Genomic DNA, 22,537 nt, shown 5'->3' with positions numbered 1-22,537 from the left:
GCGATGCGGTAACCCGCCCTGGCAGAGGCCCCATTGTCCCCTACTCCAGGACCGGCGTTTCTCCCGGGTCCGCCGTCCGCCAGGACGGGTCCGGAAGCATGGGACCACCCACAATGCCATTACTCGCGGTGAAGCTCACCGCTCCGCTGGTCGTAGCCCTGCCCAGCCAAGCGGACGGCACCCCTCCGCTCCACTCGCCGCCCCGAACCGACCTCTCCAGAGGCCGATTTCCGCCGGTTCAGGGCCGGAAGCAGGAAGCCGGACAGATCTCCAGAGGTCAGATCGGCACGATGTCCGGCGCGCCCAGCCGCGCCGCGTCCGCCGTCAGGTCGTCCGGCTGCCGCTGCGATTCACGCTCCGCCTCGACCCGCTTCTCGTAGTGCTCCACCTCCTTCTCGATGTGCTCCTTGTCCCAACCCAGCACCGGCGCCATCAGCTCCGCACACTCGCGCGCACTCCGCGTCCCCCGGTCGAAGGTCTCGATCGAGATCCGGGTCCGCCGTGTCAGTACGTCGTCGAGGTGCCGCGCCCCTTCGCGCGAGGCGGCATAGACGATCTCGGCCCGCAGATAGTCGTCCGCACTGCCCAGCGGCTCACCGAGCGTCGGATCGTCGGCGATCAGGGTCAACAGCTCCTCGATCATCGAGCCGTACCGGTTCAACAGATGCTCCACGCGCACCACATGAAGCCCGGTCCGCGCCGCGATCCTCGCCCGCGCGTTCCACAGCGCGCCGTATCCCTCGGCCCCGACCAGTGGCACGTCCTCCGTGACGCACGCGGCCACCCGCTGGTCGAGCGCGTGCACCGCCTCGTCCACCGCATCCTTCGCCATCACGCGGTACGTCGTGTACTTACCGCCCGCGACGACCACGAGACCCGGCACCGGATGCGCCACCGTGTGTTCGCGCGACAGTTTGCTGGTCGCGTCCGACTCCCCGGCGAGCAGCGGCCGCAGCCCGGCGTACACACCCTCGACGTCGTCCCGGGTCAGCGGCACCGCCAGCACCGAATTGACGTGCTCCAGCAGATAGTCGATGTCCGCGCTGGATGCCGCCGGATGGGCCTTGTCCAGGTCCCAGTCGGTGTCCGTCGTCCCCACGATCCAGTGCCGGCCCCACGGGATGACGAACAGCACCGACTTCTCGGTCCGCAGGATCAGCCCGCTCGTCGAGTGGATCCGGTCCTTGGGCACCACCAGATGTATGCCCTTGGACGCGCGCACATGGAACTGCCCGCGCTCCCCGATCAGCGCCTGGGTGTCGTCCGTCCACACACCCGTGGCGTTGACGACCTGTTTGGCTCGGATCTCGTACTCCCCGCCGGCCTCGACGTCCTGCACCCGCGCCCCGACGACCCGCTCGCCCTCCCGCAGGAAGCCGATCACCCGGGCCCGGCTGGCGACTTGGGCGCCATAGCTCGCCGCCGTGCGCACCAGCGTCGCCACATAGCGTGCGTCGTCCATCTGGGCGTCGTAGTACTGCAAGGCCCCGACCAGGGCGTCCTTCTTCAGACAGGGCGCGACCTGCAGCGCGCGCCGTTTGGAGAGATGACGGTGGACAGGCAGTCCGCGCCCGTGCCCCGACGACACCGACATCGCGTCGTACAGCGCGACGCCCGATCCGGCGTACAGCCGCTCCCAGCCCTTGTGCTGCAGCGGATACAGGAACGGCACCGGTTTCACCAGATGCGGTGCCAGCCGCTCCAGCAGCAGCCCACGCTCCTTCAGCGCCTCCCGTACGAGCGCGAAGTCCAGCATCTCCAGATAGCGCAGCCCGCCGTGGATCAGCTTGCTCGACCGGCTCGACGTGCCCGATGCCCAGTCGCGCGCCTCGACCAGACCGGTCGAGAGTCCGCGCGTCGCGGCGTCCAGCGCGGTCCCGGCTCCGACCACGCCCGCGCCCACTACCAGCACGTCCAGTTCACGCTCGGCCATCCCGGCGAGCGCCTCGGCGCGCTCCGCGGGTCCCAGTGTCGCTGTCCTCACTGTTGCCTCCCGTCGCCCCCGTGTGTCCCCTGCGGTCGGGCTCACAACGTCGATTCTGTCCGCACTCGGCGACTTCAGCCACCGGCTGTGGATAACACTCGGACAGCCACAAGCTCGCAATGCGACGTATCGGTCATATTTACGCCTAGTCTGACATAGCGCACGCTCGTTCTGCCCACAGGGCTTGCGCTCTCTGTCCCCTCCGGCTAAGGGAAGGACGGCCAACGCCATGCCCGCAGATCTCGCCGTCATCGGACTCGGCCACCTCGGCCTGCCCCTCGCCCAGGCCGCCGTAGCCGTCGGCATCGAAACCATCGGCTACGACACCGACCCACGCCACCTCACGGAACCGGCCGCGGGACGCACCCCCGCCGACATCCGCCGGATGCTCTCGGGGGGCTTCCGGACCGTCACCGACCCGGGCGAACTCGGCCGCGTACGCACCGCCGTCATCTGCGCCCCCACACCTCTCGGCGCGGACGGCACCCTCGACCTCACAGCGGTCGCCGAAGCCGCCCGGGCACTGTCGGCCCGACTGCGCCCGCACACCACCGTGCTGCTGGAATCGGCCGTCCAGCCCGGCACCACGGAGAACTTCCTCCGCCCCATCCTCGAGGAAGGCTCCGGACTGCGGGCCGGCCGCGACTTCCATCTCGCCTACTCCCCCAGCCGCGTCGACCCGGGCAGCCGCACCCACGACTACGCCAACACCCCCAAGGTCATCGGCGGTCTCACCCCGGCCTGCACAGAATCGGCAGCCACCTTCTACAGCCGGCTCACCGACAAAGTGGTCCGCGCTCGCGGACCGCGCGAGGCCGAGACCGTCAAGGTCCTCGAGACGAACTTCCGACATGTCAACATCGCCCTGGTCAACGAGATGGCGGTGCTCTGCCACGACCTCGGCGTCGACCTGTGGGACGTCATCCGCTGCGCAGAGACCAAGCCGTTCGGCTTCCATGCCTTCCGCCCCGGCCCGGGCGTCGGCGGCTACGGCGTCCCCCTCGACCCCAACTGCCTCCCACACACCGGCCGTACCCCCGGCCACCCCTTGCGCATGGTCGGCCTCGCCCAGGAGATCAACACCCGGATGCCGCAATACGTCATCCAGCGCTGCGCGACCCTCCTCAACGAACACGGCAAATCGGCCCGCGGCGCGCGCGTGCTGCTCATGGGCATCACCTACAAGCCGGACCTCGCCGACCTGGAGAGCTCCCCGGCGACCGAGATCGCCCGCCGTCTGCTGGACCTCGGCGCAGCCGTCAGCTACCACGACCCGTACGTCCCCGACTGGCGCGTCGGCGATCAGCCGGTACCCCGGGCCGACTCGCTCTACGAGGCCGCCGCCAGCGCGGATCTGACGGTGCTTCTCCAGCACCACCGCACGTACGACCTGCAGGGTCTCGCGGTCAAGGCCCAACTCCTGCTGGACACAAGGGGAGCCACCCCGGTCGGCGCAGCGCACCGCCTCTGAGCCCTCACAACGGCTCGATAACTGAATGCCGCTCTGTCGGACCGGGCTGCTAGTCTCCGGGACCTCCGCTCGCACGGTCGTGCGAAGCATTCGTCCCTGGGGGAAATTCCACATGAGCCAGCCTGTTCCACCGCCGTCCGGTAACCCGTTCGCCGGCGAAGGCGCCCCGTACGCCCCGACTCCGCCGCCGGCCCCGGTCCGCGACAACATCGGCCTCGGCCTGGTGGCTGCCGTCGTCGCCGCCCTGGTCGCCGCGGGCGCGTACGGCGCCATCGGCGGTGCCATCGAGCGCGAGATCGGCTACGCGGCCATCGGCGTCGGCTTCCTTGTCGGCTTCGCCGCCGCCAAGGTCGGCGGCCGCAACCCGGCCCTGCCCGTCATCGGCGCGGTGCTCGCGCTCGGTGCCGTGTACCTGGGGCAGCTGGTCGCCATCGCGGTCATCTTCACGAAGTTGGGCGACCTCTCCTTCACGGAGTACTTCTTCGGCCACTTCGGTGACCTGACCAAGGTGTGGAAGGAAGCGGCGGACTTCATGTCCTACGTCTTCCTCGCCGTCGGCGCGGCCGCCGCGTTCGCCGGCGCCAAGAAGGCCAACGACTGATCCACGCAAGCGAAGGGGCCCCGCACCACCAGGTGCGGGGCCCTTCTGCGTACTGACCGTACGAGCCGTACCAGCCGTACGACCGTCGGCGTCGGCGTCAACGGCGGTGCTGCGAGTCCGCCACCGTCACCTCGACGCGCTGGAACTCCTTGAGCTCGCTGTAGCCCGTCGTCGCCATCGCCCGGCGCAGCGCGCCGAAGAAGTTCATCGAGCCGTCGGGGCTGTGCGAGGGACCGGTGAGGACCTCCTCGGTCGTGCCCACGATGCCCAGGTCCACCAGCTTGCCGCGCGGCACGTCCTCGTGGACTGCCTCCATGCCCCAGTGGTGGCCCTTGCCCGGCGCGTCCGTCGCACGGACCAGCGGGGAGCCGATCATCACCGAGTCCGCGCCGCAGGCGATCGCCTTCGGCAGATCGCCGGACCAGCCCACGCCGCCGTCCGCGATGACGTGGACGTACCGGCCGCCGGACTCGTCCATGTAGTCGCGGCGGGCCGCGGCCACATCGGCGACAGCGGTCGCCATCGGAACCTGGATGCCCAGGACGTTGCGCGTGGTGTGCGCGGCGCCGCCGCCGAAGCCGACCAGGACGCCCGCGGCGCCCGTACGCATCAGGTGCAGCGCGGCCGTGTAGGTGGCGCAGCCGCCCACGATGACCGGCACATCGAGCTCGTAGATGAACTGCTTCAGGTTCAGCGGTTCGGCGGCGCCTGAGACGTGCTCGGCGGAGACCGTCGTACCGCGGATGACGAAGATGTCGACGCCCGCGTCCACCACGGCCTTCGAGAACTGCGCGGTGCGCCCCGGCGAGAGCGCGGCGGCGGTCACCACACCCGAGTCGCGCACCTCCTTGATCCGCTGCCCGATCAGCTCCTCCTTGATCGGGGCTGCGTAGATCTCCTGCAGACGGCGGGTCGCGGCGTCCTGGTCGAGCTCAGTAATCTCGTCGAGCAGCGGCTGCGGGTCCTCGTACCGGGTCCACAGACCCTCGAGGTTGAGCACACCCAGTCCGCCCAGCTCACCGATGCGGATCGCGGTCTGCGGAGAGACCACCGAGTCCATCGGAGCGGCCAGGAACGGCAGCTCGAAGCGGTAGGCGTCGATCTGCCAGGCGATCGAGACCTCCTTCGGGTCCCGCGTACGCCGGCTCGGTACGACGGCGATGTCATCGAACGCGTACGCCCGGCGGCCGCGCTTTCCGCGCCCGATCTCGATCTCAGTCACGATGTGTGGCCTTTCCCTCTACGTCTGCGGTTCCAGTATCCCCGACACACACGGGAGGGGCGGCCCCGGAACCCCGGAGCCGCCCCTCACCGCATGCGTTCAGCACACAGCTGTCAGCGCCTGGTGTAGTTCGGCGCCTCGACCGTCATCTGGATGTCGTGCGGGTGACTCTCCTTGAGCCCCGCCGACGTGATCCGTACGAACCGGCCGCGGTCCTGCAGCTCCGGCACCGTGCGTCCGCCGACGTAGAACATCGACTGCCGCAGACCACCGGTCAGTTGGTGCACGACCGCGGAGAGCGGACCGCGGTAGGGCACCTGGCCCTCGATGCCCTCGGGCACCAGCTTCTCGTCGGAGGCCACGCCCTCCTGGAAGTAACGGTCCTTCGAGAACGAACGCTGCTCGCCACGGGTCTGCATCGCGCCCAGCGAACCCATGCCGCGGTACGACTTGAACTGCTTGCCGTTGATGAAGAGCAGCTCGCCCGGCGACTCCTCGCAGCCGGCGAGCAGCGAGCCGAGCATCACCGTGTCCGCGCCCGCGACCAGCGCCTTCGCGATGTCGCCGGAGTACTGCAGACCGCCGTCACCGATGACCGGGACGCCGGCCGCCTTGGCGGCGAGGGAGGCTTCGTAGATCGCGGTGACCTGCGGTACGCCGATGCCGGCGACCACCCGCGTCGTACAGATGGAGCCCGGTCCGACACCGACCTTGATGCCGTCGACACCAGCGTCGATCAGCGCCTGTGCGCCATCGCGGGTGGCGATGTTGCCGCCGATGACATCGACACCGGCCGCATTCGACTTGATCTTGGCGACCATGTCGCCGACCAGTCGGGAGTGGCCGTGCGCGGTGTCGACGACGATGAAGTCGACGCCCGCCTCGATCAGCGCCTGGGCCCGCTCGTACGCGTCACCGGCGACACCGACGGCCGCGCCGACGAGCAGCCGACCGTCCTTGTCCTTGGCGGCGTTCGGGTACTTCTCGGCCTTGACGAAGTCCTTGACCGTGATCAGGCCCTTGAGCACACCGGCCTCGTCGACCAGCGGAAGCTTCTCGATCTTGTGCCGGCGCAGCAGCTCCATGGCGTCCACACCGGAGATCCCGACCTTGCCGGTGACCAGCGGCATCGGAGTCATGACCTCGCGCACCTGGCGCGTACGGTCCGACTCGAAGGCCATGTCGCGGTTGGTGACGATGCCTAGCAGCTTGCCGGCGCGGTCGGTCACCGGGACGCCGCTGATACGGAACTTGGCGCACAGCTGGTCGGCCTCGGTGAGCGTCGCGTCAGGGTTCACCGTGATCGGGTCGCTGACCATGCCGGACTCGGAGCGCTTGACCAGGTCGACCTGGTTGGCCTGGTCGGCGATGGAGAGATTGCGGTGCAGTACACCGGCGCCGCCCTGCCGGGCCATGGCGATGGCCATACGGGCCTCGGTGACCTTGTCCATCGCGGCGGACAGCAGCGGGATCTTCACCCGTACGTTCTTCGAGATGTACGAGGAGGTGTCGATCTGGTCGGGCGCCATGTCAGAGGAGCCCGGCAGCAGCAGCACATCGTCGTAGGTCAGCCCGAGTGTCGCGAATTTATCGGGCACTCCGTCGACGTTGGTCATGACACCTTCCCCAAATGGCCTTGATCGGTGCGGATGTCCATGCTAACGGGCTCAGCAGCGGTCTCATTCCACGATCAAGATCAGCGAGCAGCTTTGTACCTTCATACGTACGAAACGCGCTGCTCGGTTCAGTGCTCGGCCAACCGTTCGGTTCGGCCCGCGGCCTACTGCTCGGCCAGGGCGCGCAGCCGGCTGAGTGCCCGGTGCTGGGCGACACGCACCGCGCCGGGTGACATTCCCAGCATCTGCCCGGTCTCCTCGGCGGTCAGTCCCACGGCGACCCGCAGCACCAGCAGCTCCCGCTGGTTCTCCGGCAGATTGGCGAGCAGCCTTTTGGCCCACTCGGCATCGTCACTGAGCAGCGCGCGCTCCTCGGGACCGAGCGAATCGTCAGGACGCTCCGGCATCTCGTTGGACGGCACAGCCGTCGATCCCGGATGCCGCATGGCCGCCCGCTGCAGATCGGCGACCTTGTGGGATGCGATGGCGAAGACGAAAGCCTCGAAGGGCCTTCCGGTGTCCTTGTACCGCGGCAGCGCCATCAGCACCGCGACACAGACCTCCTGCGCAAGGTCCTCCACGAAGTGACGCGCGTCGCCCGGCAGCCGGCTGAGCCGGGCACGGCAGAAGCGCAGCGCGAGCGGATGGACATGCGCGAGGAGGTCGTGCGTAGCCTGCTCGTCGCCATCGACGGCACGGTGAACGAGTGCACCGATCACCGTGGTCTCGTCGTCGCGCATCGGTCCATGGTGCCTTGGCGGCTGAGAATCCGTGGCACTGCGTCCAATGTTGTGCACCGAAGCGTTATGAGCAGGTGCGCCGGAACTCATCTCCTGCGCCCTCCCCTCCCGCTCGACCGACTTGTCCCCGAGGAACTCCACATCTCAAGGATGCGGCATCGCGCGGGAAACGGATGCCCACGGCTGTCCGCCACCCCGCCCGCCGAGTGGCGGGCGGGATCCGTCGTACCGCCGTGGTGACCACTCGCGATTACCTAGCGGACCAGGCCCCAGCGGAATCCGAGCGCGACGGCGTGCGCCCGGTCCGAAGCGCCCAGCTTCTTGAAAAGCCGCCTGGCGTGCGTTTTCACCGTGTCCTCGGAGAGGAAGAGCTCGCGGCCGATCTCGGCGTTCGACCGGCCGTGACTCATTCCTTCGAGCACCTGGATCTCACGCGCGGTGAGCGTCGGCGCCGCGCCCATTTCCGCCGAACGCAGCCGGCGTGGTGCCAGCCGCCAGGTCGGATCGGCGAGCGCCTGGGTGACCGTCGCCCGCAACTCGGCGCGCGAGGCGTCCTTGTGCAGATAGCCGCGGGCACCGGCGGCGACCGCGAGCGCGACGCCGTCCAGGTCCTCGGCGACGGTCAGCATGATGATCCGGGCGCCGGGATCGGCGGAGAGCAACCGGCGGACCGTCTCGACGCCGCCCAGTCCGGGCATGCGTACGTCCATCAGAATCAGGTCCGAGCGGTCGGCGCCCCAGCGGCGGAGGACTTCCTCGCCGTTGGCCGCGGTCGTCACGCGCTCGACGCCGGGCACGGTCGCAACCGCGCGGCGGAGCGCCTCTCGGGCAAGCGGGGAGTCGTCGCAGACGAGGACGGATGTCATGGCCGCCCTCCGCAGCTGATGCGCGTCACCTTGAGCCTCCAGGCTGAGTACGTTTCGTCACCTGTGCGGTTGAACGCTCTCGGACATGTGCCCGAGCGCTTGTTGTTTCAACCGCCTCCGCACTCTCAACGACGGTCACTCGAAAGAGTTACGGGTCGGACAGCCGCCTTCAGCACTCTACGTGAGGGGTCGTGCGCAGAGGAGAGCACCGCAGGTCATGCGTCCTTCATCAGTCAGCTATGCCCCATTTAGCGGCTTTTCTTCCCTTTTTCTGGTGTCTGTGGCTAGATTCGCAATGAGTCATATTTACATCTACTAACACCGTAGATGTACGGTCGTGGTCACGGTACGAGTGCCGGATCCGACTCGTATCGCGTCTGATCCGACCTGTCCTGTATCCACTCAGCACGGTTTCAAGGGGACAAGCGCTATGGCAGATTTCTCCCGCCTTCCCGGACCCAACGCCGATCTGTGGGACTGGCAGCTCCTCGCAGCCTGCCGTGGGGTGGACAGCTCTCTCTTCTTCCACCCCGAGGGTGAGCGTGGCGCTGCACGAAGTGCGCGCGAGAACTCGGCAAAAGAGGTCTGCATGAGGTGCCCGGTCCGCGCGGAGTGCGCGGCACACGCACTGGCGGTGCGGGAGCCGTACGGCGTGTGGGGCGGACTGACCGAGGACGAGCGCGAGGAGCTGATGGGGCGTGCACGGCATCGACTGATCCCGGCGAACAGCGTGGGAGGCGTACCGCGGGGCTGACTCCCGCGGTGCGGGAGATTCGAAGAAACGTTCCTGCAGCGACTCTGCCCTGAGCGAGGGGCGCTCAGGGCCGTCGTGGCGCCGCCAGAGTCAGCTGGTCGAGAGTGGCGGCGACCGCCGGGACCTGCGCCAGGTCCGGGAGCGTGAGCGCCACGATCTCGCGCTGGACCGCCGGCTCCACGGTCACGGTGCGCGCGGCCTTGGGCCGAACCGACTCCATGGCCAGCTCGGGCAGCACGGCCACCCCCAGACCCGCGGCGACCAGGCCGATCACCGCCGGGTAGTCGTCGGTGGCGAAGTCGATACGCGGGGTGAAGCCCGCCTCCTCGCAGACCTCGACGAGCTGGCGGCGGCAGCGCGGGCAGCCCGCGATCCAGGGCTCACCGGCCAGATCGCCGATGGTGACGGAGTCCGATTCGGCGAGGCGGTGCCCTTCGGGGACGAGACCCACGAGGCGGTCGGTGAGCAGCGGGCGGACGATCAGGTCGTCCCACTCCGTGTCTGTCGCGCCGTAACGGAAGGCGAGCGCCACATCGCAGTCACCCTCCCGCAGCATCTCCACCGAGCGCGGCGGCTCGGCCTCGACGAGAGAGACCCGGGTGCCCGGGTGGGCCGCGCGCAGGGCGGCGAGCGCGGTCGGTACGAGGGTGGAGCTGCCGCTGGGGAACGAGACCAGCCGGACCCGGCCGGCCCGCAGACCGGCGATGGCGGCGATTTCCTCCTCGGCGGCGGTGAGCCCGGCCAGGATGCCCGAGGCGTGCCGCACGAGCGCCTCACCCGCCTGGGTCAGGCGCATTGCGCGGCCTGTGCGAATCAGCAGCGGGGTACCGGCCGAGGTCTCGAGCGCCTTCATCTGCTGGCTGACGGCGGGCTGTGTGCAGCCCAGCGTGCGCGCGGCCGCCGAGAACGAGCCGGTGGCGGCAACGGCACGCAGGACACGGAGATGACGGGCTTCGATCACTCTTCGAATATAAGGGGCCCTTGGAGGGAAGACCAATAATTGGATGGTTCGTTTGAGAGCGGGGGGTAGCGTGGCGTCCATGAAGGTTCTGACCGTGAACGTGGGACGGCCGAAGGCCGTCGACTACACCGACGGCGCGGGCGGCACGACCGGCATCGACAAGCAGCCGGCCGATGGGGCCGTACGGGTGAGGGAGCCGGGCCCCAAAGGGCAAGGGGCCAGCGGGGTCGTCGGGGACACGGTCTGCGATCTGCGGCACCACGGCGGGACCCACCAGGCCGTGTACGCCTTCGCGCGCGAGGATCTGGACTTCTGGGAGCGGGAGTTGGGGCGGCCACTGGCCAACGGCTCCTTCGGGGAGAACCTCACGACGAGCGGGCTCGATGTGAGCGGGGCGAAGATCGGCGAGCGCTGGCGGATAGGCGACGGGCTGGTGCTGGAGGTGACCAGCGGCCGCATTCCATGCCGTACGTTCGCGAGCTGGCTGGGCGAGAAGGGCTGGGTCAAGCGCTTCACGCGGCACGGCGCGCCCGGCGCGTATCTGCGGGTCGTCGAACCCGGCGAGATCCGCGCGGGCGACGCGATCGAGCTCGTGCACCGGCCGGATCACGAGGTGACGGTCGAGCTCTCGTTCCGGGCCGACACCACGGAGCGCGAGCTGCTGCCTCGTCTGCTCGCGGCAGGCGAGGCGCTCCACCCCGAGCTGCTGAAGGACGCCCGCGAGTACGTCGCCAAGCAGGGCGGGTAGGGAAACCTCGGACAAGGCCTCCGGGAGGGCAAGGGGAATTCGGGCGGGCAAGGGGCGTACAGCGCACTCCCACACAGGGCACTAACGTGCCGCCTATGACGACTGCACTGATTACGGGAGCGACCGCGGGTATCGGCGCCGCGTTCGCGCGGCGGCTCGCGGCCGAGGGACACAACCTGGTGCTGGTGGCCCGCGACACCAAGCGACTGCACGAGCAGGCCACCGAGTTGCACGACCGGCACGGCATCGAGGCGGAGGTGCTGACCGCCGATCTGTCGCAGGACGCCGGGATCGGCGCGGTCGAGAAGCGGCTCGCCGACCGGAAGAACCCGGTGGACCTGCTGGTCAACAATGCGGGGTTCGGCAACAAGGGACGCTTCCTCGAGGTGTCCATGGCCGACGAACTGACGATGCTGAAGGTGCACTGCGAGGCGGTGCTGCGGCTGACGGCGGCGGCGGCGGAGTCGATGCGGGAGCGCAGGCGGGGCGGGGTGGTGAATGTGGCGTCGGTGGCCGCCTTCGTGCCGCGCGGGACGTACGGCGCTTCGAAGGCGTGGGTCGTGCAGTTCACGCAGGGTGCCGCGCGGGATCTGGCGGGGTCGGGCGTACGGCTGATGGCCCTGTGCCCCGGATTCGTACGGACGGAGTTCCACGAACGGGCCGGGATGGGGACGGACAACATCCCTGGGTGGATGTGGCTGGACGCGGACAAGCTGGTCTCCACAGCGCTGGCGGACCTGGCTCGCGGGAAGTCGCTCTCGATCCCCGACCCGCGCTACAAGGCGCTGATGGGTGCGGTGAAGCTGGCGCCGCGCGGGCTGCTCGGCGGGATCACGTCCAGGACAGGCCGGAAGTACGGCCCGCAGTGAGCGTGTCGCGGGAACCGTCCGGACGGCGGTTTCCCGACAGTCGCCCCGGCGAGAACGGCGGAGAGCATCACAGCGCGAACCACGGCGAGAGCCCCGCAGAAGACCCCGGCGGCCGCCCGTCCCTCCTGCTCGCGATGGGCCCCGGCATCGCCGAGCGCCTGCTCGACGACCGCCACCGCGACCGTCTCACCGCCCTCGCCCGCACCGATCCGTACCTGATCGCCCACGATCTGACCGCCCCTTCGCCACCCGTCGCGGACGCGCTCGCCACGGCCGAAGTACTGCTGACATGCTGGGGCACGACCCCGCTCACCGCGGAGGTCCTCGCGGCGGCCCCGCGGCTGCGCGCAGTCGTCCACGCCGCCGGCTCCGTCAAGAACCACATCACCGAAGCCTGCTGGGAGCGCGGCATCGCGGTGACCTCGGTCGCCGCGGCCAACGCCCTGCCCGTCGCCGAGTACACGCTCGCCGCGATCCTCTTCGCCAACAAGCGCGTTCTGCACACCCGGCACCGCTACCGCACGCTGCGCACCCACCACGACTGGCGCCTGGAACTCGACGGCGCGGGCAACTACGGCCGTACGGTCGGGATCGTCGGCGCGTCCCGGATCGGCCGCCGGGTGATCGAGCTGCTACGCCCGTTCGACCTGCGGGTTCTGCTGTACGACCCGTACGTCGGGTCGGCCGAGGCCGACCGGCTCGGCGTCGAGACCGTGCCGCTGGACGTGCTCTGCGCAGGCAGCGACGTCGTCACGGTCCATGCCCCGCAGATCCCGGCCACCCACCATATGATCGGCGCCCGGCAACTGGCACTGATGCCCGACGGCGCGACGCTGGTCAACACCGCGCGCGGTTCGCTGGTCGACGAGGAGGCCCTGCTCGCCGAGCTCATCTCCGGACGCCTCGATGCCGTACTGGATGTGACGGACCCTGAAGTCCCGTCCGCCGACTCGCCCTTGTACGACCTGCCGAACGTACTGCTCACTCCGCACATAGCGGGCTCGCTCGGCCGCGAGCTGCACCGGATGGCCGACCGGGCGCTGGACGAGGTGGAGCGGTTCGCGGCCGGGCTGCCCTTCGCGGACCCGGTCCGTCCCGGGGCACTTAAACATTCCGCTTAGCTCATCATTGGGCGCAATTCTCACTAAACTGGACGTATCCCACCCATTTCCGGGAGGCGCCATGAAATTCGTACAGATAGTCGACTACAAGACCGAGCAGTTCGACACCATGAACCAGCTCATGGACAAGTGGGTCGATCAGACCAAGGGCAAGCGGACCGCCACCCACACCCTCACCGGCAAGGACCGCTCCGACGACTCGCACTACGTCGAGATCGTCGAATTCCCCTCGTACGAAGAGGCGATGAAAAACTCCCATCTGCCCGAGACCGACCGGATCTTCCAGGAGATGGTGGCGCTCTGCGACGGGTTGCCGTCGTTCACCGACCTCGATGTGGTCCGCGACGAACAGCTGAACGCGGCAGCCGCCCGCCGCTTCTTCCACGAGATCGCCGTCGGAGGCAACCTCGACGCCATCGACGAGCTGTTCGCGGCCGACTACCGGGACCACGACATCATCAGGGGAGAGGACAGCGTCATCGGGTTGGAGAACATGCGCAGCGATGTCACCGGCTGGCGCGACGCGTTCGACTTCACCTTCAACCTGGACAGGCAAGCGACCGAAGGTGACGACGTCGTGACGCTGTGGACCTGGACCGGCACACACAAGGGCGACTTCCTGGGCATCGCCCCCACCGGCAAACAGTGCACCATGACCGGCACCACGATCTTCCGCTTCCAGGACGGGAAGGTCCAGGAAGGCTGGTGGCACTACGACGTCATGCGCCTGATGAGGCAGCTCGGCGCGCTGGGCTAGCAGCGGCGTTACTGGTGCCCCGGCACACCCGGCCGGACGCCGAAGGCCCCCGTTCCCACCGCCGAGCGGCGGGAACGGGGGCCTTCACATGTGTCGTACGGCGTCAGTGGCTGTGGCCGTGGCCGTGACCCGCCTCGGCCTCCTCCTCCGCCGGCTTCTCGACGACCAGGGTCTCGGTCGTGAGCAGCAGGGAGGCGATGGACGCGGCGTTCTCCAGCGCGGAGCGCGTGACCTTGACCGGGTCGATGACGCCGGCCTTCACCAGGTCGCCGTACTCGCCGGTCGCGGCGTTGAAGCCCTGGCCGGCCTCGAGCTCGGCGACCTTGGCGGTGATGACGTAGCCCTCAAGACCGGCGTTCTCGGCGATCCAGCGCAGCGGCTCGACGGCGGCGCGACGGACGACGGCGACACCGGTGGCCTCGTCGCCCTCCTTGCCGAGGTTGCCCTCGAGCACCTTCACGGCGTGGACGAGCGCGGAGCCACCACCGGAGACGATGCCCTCCTCGACCGCGGCGCGGGTCGCGGAGATGGCGTCCTCCAGACGGTGCTTCTTCTCCTTCAGCTCCACCTCGGTGGCGGCGCCGACCTTGATCACGCACACGCCGCCGGCCAGCTTCGCGAGGCGCTCCTGGAGCTTCTCGCGGTCCCAGTCGGAGTCCGTGGACTCGATCTCGGCCTTGATCTGGTTGATGCGGCCGACGACGTCCTCGTGCTTGCCGCCACCGTCGACGATGGTGGTGTCGTCCTTGCTCACGGTCACGCGGCGGGCGGTGCCCAGCACGTCCAGACCGGCCTGGTCGAGCTTGAGGCCGACCTCCTCGGCGATGACGGTGGCACCGGTGAGGGCGGCCATGTCGCCGAGCATCGCCTTGCGACGGTCGCCGAAGCCGGGGGCCTTGACGGCCACCGCGTTGAAGGTGCCGCGGATCTTGTTCACGACGAGAGTGGAGAGGGCCTCGCCCTCGACGTCCTCGGCGATGATCAGCAGCGGCTTGGAGCTACCCGCCTGGATGACCTTCTCGAGCAGGGGCAGCAGGTCCTGGATCGAGGAGATCTTGCCCTGGTGGATCAGGATGTACGGGTCGTCGAGGACGGCCTCCATACGCTCCTGGTCGGACACCATGTACGGCGACAGGTAGCCCTTGTCGAAGGCCATGCCCTCGGTGAAGTCGAGCTCCAGGCCGAAGGTGTTGGACTCCTCGACGGTGATGACACCGTCCTTGCCGACCTTGTCCATCGCCTCGGCGATGAGCTCGCCGACCTGCTGGTCCTGCGCGGAGAGCGCGGCCACGGCGGCGATGTCGGCCTTGTCGTCGATCGGTCGGGCGGTCGCGAGGAGTTCCTCGGACACGGCCTTGACCGCGGCGTCGATGCCCTTCTTCAGGGCGGCCGGGGAAGCGCCCGCGGCGACGTTGCGCAGGCCCTCGCGGACCAGCGCCTGGGCCAGCACGGTGGCGGTGGTGGTGCCGTCACCCGCGATGTCGTTGGTCTTGGTCGCCACCTCCTTCACCAGCTGGGCACCGAGGTTCTCGTACGGGTCCTCGACCTCGACCTCACGGGCGATGGTGACACCGTCGTTGGTGATGGTGGGGGCGCCGAACTTCTTGTCGATGACGACATTGCGGCCGCGGGGGCCGATCGTCACCTTCACCGTGTCGGCAAGCTTGTTGACGCCGCGCTCGAGGGCGCGACGGGCGTCCTCGTCGAACTTCAGGATCTTCGCCATGGGAGCTTCTCTGTCCTCTCGAACGAACTACGCCCCTGGGCACCCGGCTACATATGTCGCGGGGGCCAGGGGCGCAGATCTAAAACTTCGGGTGAATTACTTCTCGACGATCGCGAGCACGTCGCGAGCCGAGAGGACGAGGTACTCCTCGCCGTTGTACTTCACCTCGGTGCCGCCGTACTTGCTGTACAGCACGACGTCGCCGGTCTTGACGTCGAGCGGGAGCCGCTCGCCGTTCTCGAAGCGACCCGGGCCCACGGCGAGGACGACGCCCTCCTGGGGCTTCTCCTTCGCGGTGTCCGGGATGACCAGGCCAGAGGCCGTGGTCTGCTCGGCGTCGAGCGGCTGGACCACAATGCGGTCCTCGAGCGGCTTGATGGCAACCTTGGAGCTGGCGGTCGTCACGATCCGACCTCCCCCTTCGGAGATCTCACGGGGTTAACTGTCTGAGGTGGCGACCAGGTGGATCCGTCGTCGCGGGTGCCGGACCTGCCCGTCGCTGTGTTGGCACTCTCCAGTGGGGAGTGCCAGACCTGAGACTATGACTGCGATTAGCACTCGGTCAAGCGGAGTGCCAATCCGCCGGTGTGGCGTCGGGCTGTCATGGCCGGTCCGATACGGAGAACGTGGCGCGGGCGCCCTGGGTTCCGCGCGGTACAGCAGCAATTCCGCCCGGCGCGACAGCAATCACGGCACGGCAGCAATACGGCAACAGCAATACATCCTGCCCCTCAGACGTAGTCCTCCAGACGCGCCACCGCGTACCCCTGCGCCTGGATACGGCGCAGCATCCGCCCCGTCGTCCTCGTGTGCGCGAGCACGATGTCACCGGGCCGCAGCCGTTCACCCTCCTCATACGCCCGCCCCAGCACCACCGCACGGACCCCGCAGTCGGCCGCCGCCCGCAGCGTGTCGGCGTTGTACGCGCCGTGCGGTGGACGGAGCAGCCGCTCCCGTCGGCGGCAGATCTCGTCGTGCTGGTCCTCGTACGAGAGCGTGCGCAGATCGGTCCTGCCGCCCGTGCGGAACGTACTGATCGGCAGCTTCAGATCGCCGACCATCCGCAGGAACTCCGTATCGCGCTCCACGCCGTCGTCGAAGGTGAGGAAGACGACCTTCTCGCGGGTCGGCACCCGGTTCACCACGTAGGGCACCTTGGGCCTGCGCGCGGGCGGCTTCGGCGCGGCCGCGAGCGGCGCGGCCAGCCCCCACCGCTTGTGCGCGGAGCCCGGTACACCCGCGCCCGGGGAGACCTGCCGCGCGGCCTTGCGCCCGAGGCGCTCGATCGGGTCCACCGACTGCGCACACCCCGAGGCGAGAAGCGCACCGGCCGCCAGCACTCCGGCCAGCAGCCGGTGCGCGCGTCTCATACGTAGTCCTCCAGCTTCGCCACGGCGTAGCCCTTGTCGGTGATCGTCTTCATGACCCGCCGGATCAGGTCGGGCATGGTGCCCTTCCACTCCTCGGGGCCGCGGAAGTGCGTCAGGATGATGTCGCCGGGGTGCAGATCCTGGTCCCACTCGCGCCACTCCATGTGGTCCGGAAACGCCTCGGCGGCCCACAGCGGAACGGCCTTGACGCCGCACGATTTGGCTACGCGCAGCGTGTCCCGGTTGTAGTTGCCGTACGGCGGGCGGAAGAGCGAGGGCCGCTTCCCGTACCGCTCCTCGAGCTTGGTCTGCTGGTTGCAGATCTCCCGCTCCTGCTCGGCGTACGAAAGGCCGGGCAGATAGAGGTGGTTGAGGGTGTGGTTGTACAGCGAGACCCCGCGGTCCCGCATCTCCTTGAAATAGTCGTAGTTGTTGCTGATCAAGTAGTCGCTGAGGAAGGCGCTGTACGGGATCTTGAGCTCGGACATCATCCGCAGCAGGGCGGGGTCCTTCTCCCAGCCGTCGTCGATCGTCAGGAAGACGACCTTGTCCTTGACGGGCACGGTGGTGAAGACGGGCGGCAGGGACTCGCCGTCCTCGACCTCGAAGCCCTCACGGGTGGTGATCTCCGGCTTGACGGCGGGCGGCTGGGGCGCGGCGAGCGGGGGCTTCTCCAGGCCCCACTTCTTGGCTGCGACGGCGCGGGCGGCCTGGGCGCGCTTCACCTTCTCCACGTACGCGGTGAGCGCGCCGGCGGGGCCGGACTGCGGCTTCGCCTGCCCGCCGGGGGCGGCTTTGACGCCGCCGGAGGCACCGGGGCCGCCGGAACCGCGCGAACCACCCGAGGACTCGGCCGCACAGGCGGAGCCGAGGGCGGCGACCAGGAGCACAGCCAGGACCGCATGGCCCCGATTGGCTGTCATTTTTCCTTTTTGTCGTACTGGGTGCATGGCGCCGCATCCTGTCAGCGCGAAGCCCCGGCAAGGGGCCGACACCGCCCACCGCGGGCGCACCATCCCCCACCTGGCCCACAATGGGCCGGGTGACCGATCTCGTTCCCTTCTCGACACTGCTGACCGACGAGGGCCAGGCACTGCTCGCCGCACTGGGGGACTACGACCCGGCCCAGGAACTGGCGGTCGCCTCCCGGCTGCGCCGCGAGCACCCGGTCGGGCTTGTCACGGCGGCGCTCACGCAGGCGCGACTACGGCAACGGGCGGTGGCCAAATTCGGCGCGGCGGACGCACAGCGGATGTTCTTCACCCCGAACGGCGTCGAGCAGGCGACCCGCTCCTCGGTCGCGACGTACCGGGCCGGGCGCTTCGCGGCGCTGGGCGTACGGAGCGTGGCGGACCTGTGCAGCGGGATCGGCGGCGACGCGATCGCGCTGGCCCGGGCCGGCATCTCGGTCCTGGCGGTGGACCGCGACCCGCTGACGGCAGAGGTCGCGCGTGCGAACGCGGAGGCGCTGGGCCTGGCCGAGCTGATCGAGGTCCGGTGCGCGGACGTCACGGAGATCGACACGGGTGCGTACGACGCGGTGTTCGTGGACCCGGCCCGGCGGGGCGGCCGGGGCAGGATCTTCGACCCGGAGGCGTACTCCCCGCCCCTCTCCTGGGCGATCGGCGCGGCCCGCACCCGCCCGCACGCTGCCCTCAAGATCGCACCCGGCGTCCCGCACGAGGCGGTCCCGGACGACGCCGAGGCGGAGTGGATCTCGGACGGCGGCGATGTGAAGGAGGCCGTGCTCTGGTTCGGCACCCGGCCGGGCACGGTCGCTGCGACGCTGCTGCCGGGCCCGCGCTCGCTGACCGGCCGCGGGCTGCCGGACCCCGAGGTCCGCAAGGTGGGCCGCTTCCTGTACGAGCCCGACGGCGCGGTGATCCGCGCGCATCTGGTCGCCGAGGTCGCGGAGGAGCTGGACGGCGGGCTGATCGACGAGACGATCGCGTACATCACGGCGGACGGGCTGCGGCCGACCCCGTACGCCACCGCCTACGAGATCACCGATGAACTCCCCTTCGGCCTGAAGAAGTTGAAGGCGCTGCTGCGGGAACGCGAAGTCGGCAATCTGACGGTGAAGAAGCGCGGCTCGGCGATCGAGCCGGAGGAACTGCGCCGCAAGGTGAAGCCCAAGGGGCCGAATGCGGCGACGGTGTTTCTGACGAGGGTGGCGGGGGCGCCGACGATGCTGATCGGACGACCCGCGTAATTCAGGTCACAGGCGCCCCGGAATATGCAACCTCTATGCTGTCAGCCTGATTTGTTAGGGTTTCGGGTTGGGCGCCACGCAGCGGGAACCAAGGGGGAAGCATGGTGGATCACGCCGATCTCGACGTATCGGAGGACGACCTGACCCGGCTCGCCGGGGACCTCGACGATATGCAGAGCCACCTGGACAGCCAGGTGCGCCGGATGGGCGCGATCGTGGACCGTATCGAGGCAGGCTGGAAGGGCGAAGCGGCCAAGGGGTACCGGGCGCTGCACAGGGGCGCGGCCGAGGACGCCGTACTTTGAAGCCGGTGCCGGGCGGGCATCCCCCGTACGTCGTGCTGACATCCATGCCGACCGACCAGGCGCCTCCCCAGTAAGGACACGGAATGGCATTCGACTTCGGCGATCTCTTCGAAGATGGCCCCATTCTGCGGCTTCTCGATTTTACCGACGGGTCTACGCAGGAGGACGACCTCGTACGGCTCTGCCGTACGGTACGGAACTCCGCCCAGGCCGACTGGGTCATGCCGCTCAACGCGGTGGCTGCGCTGCTTGAGCTCACTGCTGAAAAGGTGAGCACCGCCGCCCCGGGGACAATCCCGGAGCGTTTCGGTCAGAAGCTGCACCGAGCCGCTGGAGACATGGCAGGCCCTGAGTATCTGCGCATGCTGGCCGAGCTGATCCGGCCCTTCGACCGGCAACCCATTCCGTCGGTTCGCGAACTCCCGCTGGGGTCCCTGGAAATTCGGGTCAGGTTTCCCAGGACCATTGATTTTGGACTGAACTGGATCGCGCCCGGAGAGCATACTGCCGACGAAGAGGCGATCACTGCGGGCGTGGAGAGCGAACACCCTTCCCACTGCCTCGACGTAATCCCCTTGCTGGCAGCAGAAGTTCAAGAGCTCCTGATGCTTTTCCCGAGCGACGAAGATCTCACCCACGCGGTGCGCGGTGAGATCTCCTGGGTCGCTCTTCCGGTCCTTGACGACATCATCCGGCTAGCAGCCGCGCATATGGCCCAGCCGCACTGACGATTGACGCATCGCCCCTCTCGATAGGCTGACCATGCGAAGGCACAGCTCCTCCTACCCCGACCGGGAGACCTCCCAGTGGTGCACTCAGCAGGTGGCAGACGATGATGCTCACCGGACGCAACGCCATCGGCGTACGTGCCGCACGCGTGATCCTCAAGCGCGACTCTGCGAGCCCGCACGGCTTCACCGTGCACGCCACCTTCCCGATCTACCTCTAGAGGCATCCGTGTCCCTGAAGCCGCTCGCCGTCGACGAGCACCAGCTGCGCGAGTACGCCAACAATCCGCCGGGCCGACTGCGGCTCCGTCTGGGCGAGTTCTATCCCGTACCCGATGTCGAGCTGCCCGACTCCGCGACCCATGCATGGCTGGAGCAGCTCGCCCAGCTGACGGGGGAGCTGCACGACCTGCTGGCCCTGCCGCTCGACAAGTCGGACTACGCCGACGCCGAACTCGGCATGGAGGTCGATCCACCCGCCCCGTACGCACCCGGCGCCCGGCTCACGATGCCGGCCAACCAACTTCGCCTTCGATGACGGTGAACGTGGGACGTGACACGTGGGAAGCCGCGGCCCTCCGACTGTTCGACGACAAGTACTCACTCGTCGCCACGGGCCCGCGCCTGCACTCGGATTGGATGCTCGACTCCGTGGCCGTGATGAACCGGGACTTCGTCGATCCTCGGGGCTGGTCGGTGCTCGACTGGGACAGGGACAACGCGGACGAGATCGCGCGGCACGGCTCTGCTTTCCCGTTCGACTCGCCCAGCCCTGAGTTGCTGAACGAGTCGCTCACCCAGATCACCTCCGACACCGCACCGCTGCTTCTCCTTGCGATGACGGACGACTGGTGCAATCTGCGGAATGCGCCGGGCTTTCCCGAGAAGGCAGAGAGTCTGATCGCCGACGCACACGCCTTGCTCGCTCGCTACGGCCAGCAATTCGAGTGCTACACGAACGCGAACGATGTGGAAACGACGCCGGCCGCCGACCTTTCCTGCAAAGTTTCGTGCTGGTCGGCCCTCACGCAGTACACCGCCGACTACGGTCTCGTCGTGGTTTCCGACACGGAGGTCGGGATCTTCTGGTCGTTCAATCCCATCTGACGAACCGGGACGGATGAGCATGGCGTTGCACCCGGAAGGGATATTCACCAGCGGCCCGCTGTTCCAGCTCGTGAGCCTGGCAGCACGCGAGAGCGATCCGCTGGAGTGGCAGATCCTGCGGCTCAAGCGCGTCCTGCGGACCGAGCACTGGGACGCGCCATGGCGTCGGTGGATGCAGCCGCTCGCTTCCCAACTCGACTACATGGCAGCGACTTTCACTGACACCTTCTTCGCCGGCTGCCCGCAGCACGCCCGTGAGGCATGGGCCACTGCCGCTGCCCCCAAAACCGTTCCCGAGTTCATGACCGAGCTGGCCATGCTGCTGCGCGTCGCCGACCGCGAATGGCCTCCGGACTACCAAGAGGTGCCATTGGCCAGGTGGGAGGCGGAGGCGCGGTTTCCGATGCTCAGAAGCCTCGATACCTGGGCCTACGACGACGAGTTCGACTCGTTCGAGGCCGCCTTCCAGGACCGCATCGACCACGAGCACCCGTTCTGCGACACGGACCTTGTCCCCATCGTCGCCCAGGCCATGGAGGCACTCGCCCTCTGCACCGCGTCCGAGTACTTCAGCAAGGCCCTACAGGCACACAATGCGACCGCGACGCCTGCCGCCTTGAAAGTGATCGTGGAGTTGGGCCACGCCCATATGAGGAGCCACCACCGTGCCTGAACCCGGCTGGCTGTTCCAACACACGGTTCCGCCTCAGCGGTGCGCGCCGCCACCCACCCGTGCCGGGACGACCGCCACCAGCCGCACCGCCCACCGGTAGTGGCTCACCGCCTTCGCGATGCCGAGCAGACCCGTCAGCCAGAGGATGAAGCCCATCCCCATCAGCAGGATGACCTCCGCGTACCTCTCCTGCCCCTGCTTCGCGCCGGCCGGGACCGCGAAGCACAGCCACAGACCCACCGCGCACAGCAGGAACGACGGCACGAACCAGCACAGGCTCTCGCCGGGCGACCGGTAGCGGGCGTCGCGCGCCGGGTCGCGGTCGAGCGACGACCACTGGCGCAGGCGTTCACGCACCTGGCCGTCGTGGCGGATGCCGAACCCGATCACGATTCCGGTCGGCACCATGAACGCGAGTCCGACGCCCAGGAAGATCACGCCGAACAGGACGTAGAACGGGTCCAAGGGCTCAGTGAAGGTCTGGAGCGCCGCGCCGACCAGGCCCCAGCCCGCCGCGAAACCGGCCACCGTCAGCCACAGCAGCAGCAGTCGCGACAGCCCGATGCTGAGCCTGCTCAACTCGCCCATCGCGCCGGCCCGGTCGGACAGCAGGGCCTCGCGGTCGGGCCAGGCCCGTATCTCCTCGGGCGGCGGAGGCGGTGGCAGCGTACGGCTGGGCATGCGGTTCCTTCTCGGGTGTGGTCGG

At 68.7% G+C, this 22,537-nt stretch carries 23 protein-coding genes and 1 pseudogene; 13 read left to right on the top strand and 11 right to left on the bottom strand.

Features of this window, described 5'->3' with window-relative positions; all coding sequences use genetic code 11:
* Positions 1-277: 277 nt before the first annotated feature.
* Positions 278-1,984 carry a glycerol-3-phosphate dehydrogenase/oxidase gene (locus OG735_RS25920; RefSeq protein WP_327325532.1) on the bottom strand — a complete coding sequence of 569 codons (1,707 nt, stop codon included), beginning with the start codon at positions 1,982-1,984 and terminating at the stop codon, positions 278-280.
* A gap of 229 nt (positions 1,985-2,213) precedes the next feature.
* Here OG735_RS25920 and OG735_RS25915 point away from each other — a divergent pair, with 229 nt between their 5' ends.
* Together OG735_RS25915 and OG735_RS25910 are read left to right on the top strand one after the other, a co-directional pair.
* On the top strand, positions 2,214-3,455 hold the full coding sequence (locus OG735_RS25915; protein ID WP_327325531.1) for a nucleotide sugar dehydrogenase: 1,242 nt from the start codon (positions 2,214-2,216) through the stop codon (positions 3,453-3,455).
* A gap of 112 nt (positions 3,456-3,567) precedes the next feature.
* Positions 3,568-4,056 (top strand): hypothetical protein, encoded by a 489-nt coding sequence (locus tag OG735_RS25910; RefSeq protein WP_327325530.1) that lies wholly within the window; start codon positions 3,568-3,570, stop codon positions 4,054-4,056.
* Between the two features lie 97 nt (positions 4,057-4,153).
* Here the strand turns inward: OG735_RS25910 and OG735_RS25905 are convergent, their stop codons facing one another.
* From OG735_RS25905 to OG735_RS25890, 4 genes are all read right to left on the bottom strand, one after another.
* The gene (locus tag OG735_RS25905) at positions 4,154-5,278 is read right to left on the bottom strand and encodes a GuaB3 family IMP dehydrogenase-related protein (RefSeq protein WP_327325529.1); all 1,125 of its coding nucleotides are present in this window, start codon (positions 5,276-5,278) and stop codon (positions 4,154-4,156) included.
* Between the two features lie 113 nt (positions 5,279-5,391).
* Entirely contained in the window at positions 5,392-6,894 is a 1,503-nt protein-coding gene (guaB, locus tag OG735_RS25900) for an IMP dehydrogenase (RefSeq protein ID WP_327325528.1), read from the bottom strand.
* 164 nt (positions 6,895-7,058) lie between these two features.
* Complete coding sequence (locus OG735_RS25895) at positions 7,059-7,634, bottom strand: sigma-70 family RNA polymerase sigma factor (RefSeq protein ID WP_326652003.1); 576 nt, start codon at positions 7,632-7,634, stop codon at positions 7,059-7,061.
* 254 nt (positions 7,635-7,888) lie between these two features.
* Positions 7,889-8,500: a response regulator transcription factor gene (locus tag OG735_RS25890; RefSeq protein ID WP_003948568.1), complete on the bottom strand. Its 612-nt coding sequence runs from the start codon at positions 8,498-8,500 to the stop codon at positions 7,889-7,891.
* 430 nt (positions 8,501-8,930) lie between these two features.
* Here OG735_RS25890 and OG735_RS25885 point away from each other — a divergent pair, with 430 nt between their 5' ends.
* The gene (locus OG735_RS25885; RefSeq protein WP_327325527.1) at positions 8,931-9,254 is read left to right on the top strand and encodes a WhiB family transcriptional regulator; all 324 of its coding nucleotides are present in this window, start codon (positions 8,931-8,933) and stop codon (positions 9,252-9,254) included.
* Positions 9,255-9,318: 64 nt separating this feature from the next.
* Here OG735_RS25885 and OG735_RS25880 read toward each other — a convergent pair whose 3' ends face one another.
* The gene (locus OG735_RS25880; protein WP_327325526.1) at positions 9,319-10,215 is read right to left on the bottom strand and encodes a LysR family transcriptional regulator; all 897 of its coding nucleotides are present in this window, start codon (positions 10,213-10,215) and stop codon (positions 9,319-9,321) included.
* A gap of 79 nt (positions 10,216-10,294) precedes the next feature.
* On the opposite strand from OG735_RS25880, the gene OG735_RS25875 reads away from it, so the two are divergent.
* From OG735_RS25875 to OG735_RS25860, 4 genes are all read left to right on the top strand, one after another.
* Complete coding sequence (locus OG735_RS25875; protein ID WP_327325525.1) at positions 10,295-10,963, top strand: MOSC domain-containing protein; 669 nt, start codon at positions 10,295-10,297, stop codon at positions 10,961-10,963.
* Positions 10,964-11,058: 95 nt separating this feature from the next.
* Positions 11,059-11,832, top strand: coding sequence for an SDR family NAD(P)-dependent oxidoreductase (locus tag OG735_RS25870; protein WP_327325524.1), 774 nt, complete (start codon positions 11,059-11,061; stop codon positions 11,830-11,832).
* 134 nt (positions 11,833-11,966) lie between these two features.
* Positions 11,967-12,953 carry a hydroxyacid dehydrogenase gene (locus tag OG735_RS25865; protein WP_327328455.1) on the top strand — a complete coding sequence of 329 codons (987 nt, stop codon included), beginning with the start codon at positions 11,967-11,969 and terminating at the stop codon, positions 12,951-12,953.
* Between the two features lie 61 nt (positions 12,954-13,014).
* Positions 13,015-13,710, top strand: coding sequence for an ester cyclase (locus OG735_RS25860; RefSeq protein ID WP_327325523.1), 696 nt, complete (start codon positions 13,015-13,017; stop codon positions 13,708-13,710).
* Positions 13,711-13,813: 103 nt separating this feature from the next.
* On the opposite strand, the gene groL is transcribed toward OG735_RS25860, so the two are convergent.
* From groL to OG735_RS25840, 4 genes are all read right to left on the bottom strand, one after another.
* Positions 13,814-15,436 (bottom strand): chaperonin GroEL, encoded by a 1,623-nt coding sequence (groL, locus tag OG735_RS25855; protein WP_327325522.1) that lies wholly within the window; start codon positions 15,434-15,436, stop codon positions 13,814-13,816.
* A gap of 96 nt (positions 15,437-15,532) precedes the next feature.
* On the bottom strand, positions 15,533-15,841 hold the full coding sequence (gene groES / locus OG735_RS25850; protein ID WP_266486653.1) for a co-chaperone GroES: 309 nt from the start codon (positions 15,839-15,841) through the stop codon (positions 15,533-15,535).
* Between the two features lie 326 nt (positions 15,842-16,167).
* Complete coding sequence (locus OG735_RS25845; RefSeq protein WP_327325521.1) at positions 16,168-16,806, bottom strand: polysaccharide deacetylase family protein; 639 nt, start codon at positions 16,804-16,806, stop codon at positions 16,168-16,170.
* Positions 16,803-17,729, bottom strand: coding sequence for a polysaccharide deacetylase family protein (locus OG735_RS25840; RefSeq protein ID WP_327325520.1), 927 nt, complete (start codon positions 17,727-17,729; stop codon positions 16,803-16,805). The genes OG735_RS25845 and OG735_RS25840 overlap by 4 nt, the downstream gene beginning before the upstream one ends.
* A gap of 110 nt (positions 17,730-17,839) precedes the next feature.
* On the opposite strand from OG735_RS25840, the gene OG735_RS25835 reads away from it, so the two are divergent.
* From OG735_RS25835 to OG735_RS25805, 6 genes and pseudogenes are all read left to right on the top strand, one after another.
* On the top strand, positions 17,840-19,018 hold the full coding sequence (locus OG735_RS25835) for a THUMP-like domain-containing protein (protein WP_327325519.1): 1,179 nt from the start codon (positions 17,840-17,842) through the stop codon (positions 19,016-19,018).
* Between the two features lie 101 nt (positions 19,019-19,119).
* Positions 19,120-19,317, top strand: a pseudogene (locus OG735_RS25830) (WXG100 family type VII secretion target); the annotation flags it as partial.
* A gap of 89 nt (positions 19,318-19,406) precedes the next feature.
* Positions 19,407-20,051 (top strand): hypothetical protein, encoded by a 645-nt coding sequence (locus OG735_RS25825; RefSeq protein WP_327325518.1) that lies wholly within the window; start codon positions 19,407-19,409, stop codon positions 20,049-20,051.
* A 229-nt stretch (positions 20,052-20,280) separates the two neighbouring features.
* Positions 20,281-20,589 (top strand): hypothetical protein, encoded by a 309-nt coding sequence (locus OG735_RS25815; RefSeq protein ID WP_442812489.1) that lies wholly within the window; start codon positions 20,281-20,283, stop codon positions 20,587-20,589.
* A gap of 113 nt (positions 20,590-20,702) precedes the next feature.
* Positions 20,703-21,158, top strand: a complete 456-nt coding sequence (locus tag OG735_RS25810) for a hypothetical protein (RefSeq protein WP_327325517.1) — start codon at positions 20,703-20,705, stop codon at positions 21,156-21,158.
* A 19-nt stretch (positions 21,159-21,177) separates the two neighbouring features.
* Positions 21,178-21,831, top strand: coding sequence for a hypothetical protein (locus OG735_RS25805; RefSeq protein ID WP_327325516.1), 654 nt, complete (start codon positions 21,178-21,180; stop codon positions 21,829-21,831).
* A 33-nt stretch (positions 21,832-21,864) separates the two neighbouring features.
* Here OG735_RS25805 and OG735_RS25800 read toward each other — a convergent pair whose 3' ends face one another.
* Complete coding sequence (locus OG735_RS25800) at positions 21,865-22,512, bottom strand: hypothetical protein (RefSeq protein WP_327325515.1); 648 nt, start codon at positions 22,510-22,512, stop codon at positions 21,865-21,867.
* Positions 22,513-22,537: the final 25 nt, after the last annotated feature.

The sequence above is a fragment of the Streptomyces sp. NBC_01210 genome (assembly GCF_036010325.1).
Classification (GTDB): Bacteria; Actinomycetota; Actinomycetes; order Streptomycetales; family Streptomycetaceae; genus Streptomyces.
This window is presented reverse-complemented; position numbering and strand designations above follow the sequence as displayed.

Coding starts and splice junctions, on each gene's coding strand:
- OG735_RS25915 (WP_327325531.1), top strand. CDS start 2,214: ATGCCCGCAGATCTCGCCGTCATCGGACTCGGCCACCTCGGCCTGCCC.
- OG735_RS25910 (WP_327325530.1), top strand. CDS start 3,568: ATGAGCCAGCCTGTTCCACCGCCGTCCGGTAACCCGTTCGCCGGCGAA.
- guaB (WP_327325528.1), bottom strand. CDS start 6,894: ATGACCAACGTCGACGGAGTGCCCGATAAATTCGCGACACTCGGGCTG.
- OG735_RS25895 (WP_326652003.1), bottom strand. CDS start 7,634: ATGCGCGACGACGAGACCACGGTGATCGGTGCACTCGTTCACCGTGCC.
- OG735_RS25890 (WP_003948568.1), bottom strand. CDS start 8,500: ATGACATCCGTCCTCGTCTGCGACGACTCCCCGCTTGCCCGAGAGGCG.
- OG735_RS25885 (WP_327325527.1), top strand. CDS start 8,931: ATGGCAGATTTCTCCCGCCTTCCCGGACCCAACGCCGATCTGTGGGAC.
- OG735_RS25875 (WP_327325525.1), top strand. CDS start 10,295: ATGAAGGTTCTGACCGTGAACGTGGGACGGCCGAAGGCCGTCGACTAC.
- OG735_RS25870 (WP_327325524.1), top strand. CDS start 11,059: ATGACGACTGCACTGATTACGGGAGCGACCGCGGGTATCGGCGCCGCG.
- OG735_RS25865 (WP_327328455.1), top strand. CDS start 11,967: ATGGGCCCCGGCATCGCCGAGCGCCTGCTCGACGACCGCCACCGCGAC.
- OG735_RS25860 (WP_327325523.1), top strand. CDS start 13,015: ATGAAATTCGTACAGATAGTCGACTACAAGACCGAGCAGTTCGACACC.
- groL (WP_327325522.1), bottom strand. CDS start 15,436: ATGGCGAAGATCCTGAAGTTCGACGAGGACGCCCGTCGCGCCCTCGAG.
- OG735_RS25845 (WP_327325521.1), bottom strand. CDS start 16,806: ATGAGACGCGCGCACCGGCTGCTGGCCGGAGTGCTGGCGGCCGGTGCG.
- OG735_RS25840 (WP_327325520.1), bottom strand. CDS start 17,729: ATGACAGCCAATCGGGGCCATGCGGTCCTGGCTGTGCTCCTGGTCGCC.
- OG735_RS25835 (WP_327325519.1), top strand. CDS start 17,840: ATGGGCCGGGTGACCGATCTCGTTCCCTTCTCGACACTGCTGACCGAC.
- OG735_RS25825 (WP_327325518.1), top strand. CDS start 19,407: ATGGCATTCGACTTCGGCGATCTCTTCGAAGATGGCCCCATTCTGCGG.
- OG735_RS25805 (WP_327325516.1), top strand. CDS start 21,178: ATGGCGTTGCACCCGGAAGGGATATTCACCAGCGGCCCGCTGTTCCAG.
- OG735_RS25800 (WP_327325515.1), bottom strand. CDS start 22,512: ATGCCCAGCCGTACGCTGCCACCGCCTCCGCCGCCCGAGGAGATACGG.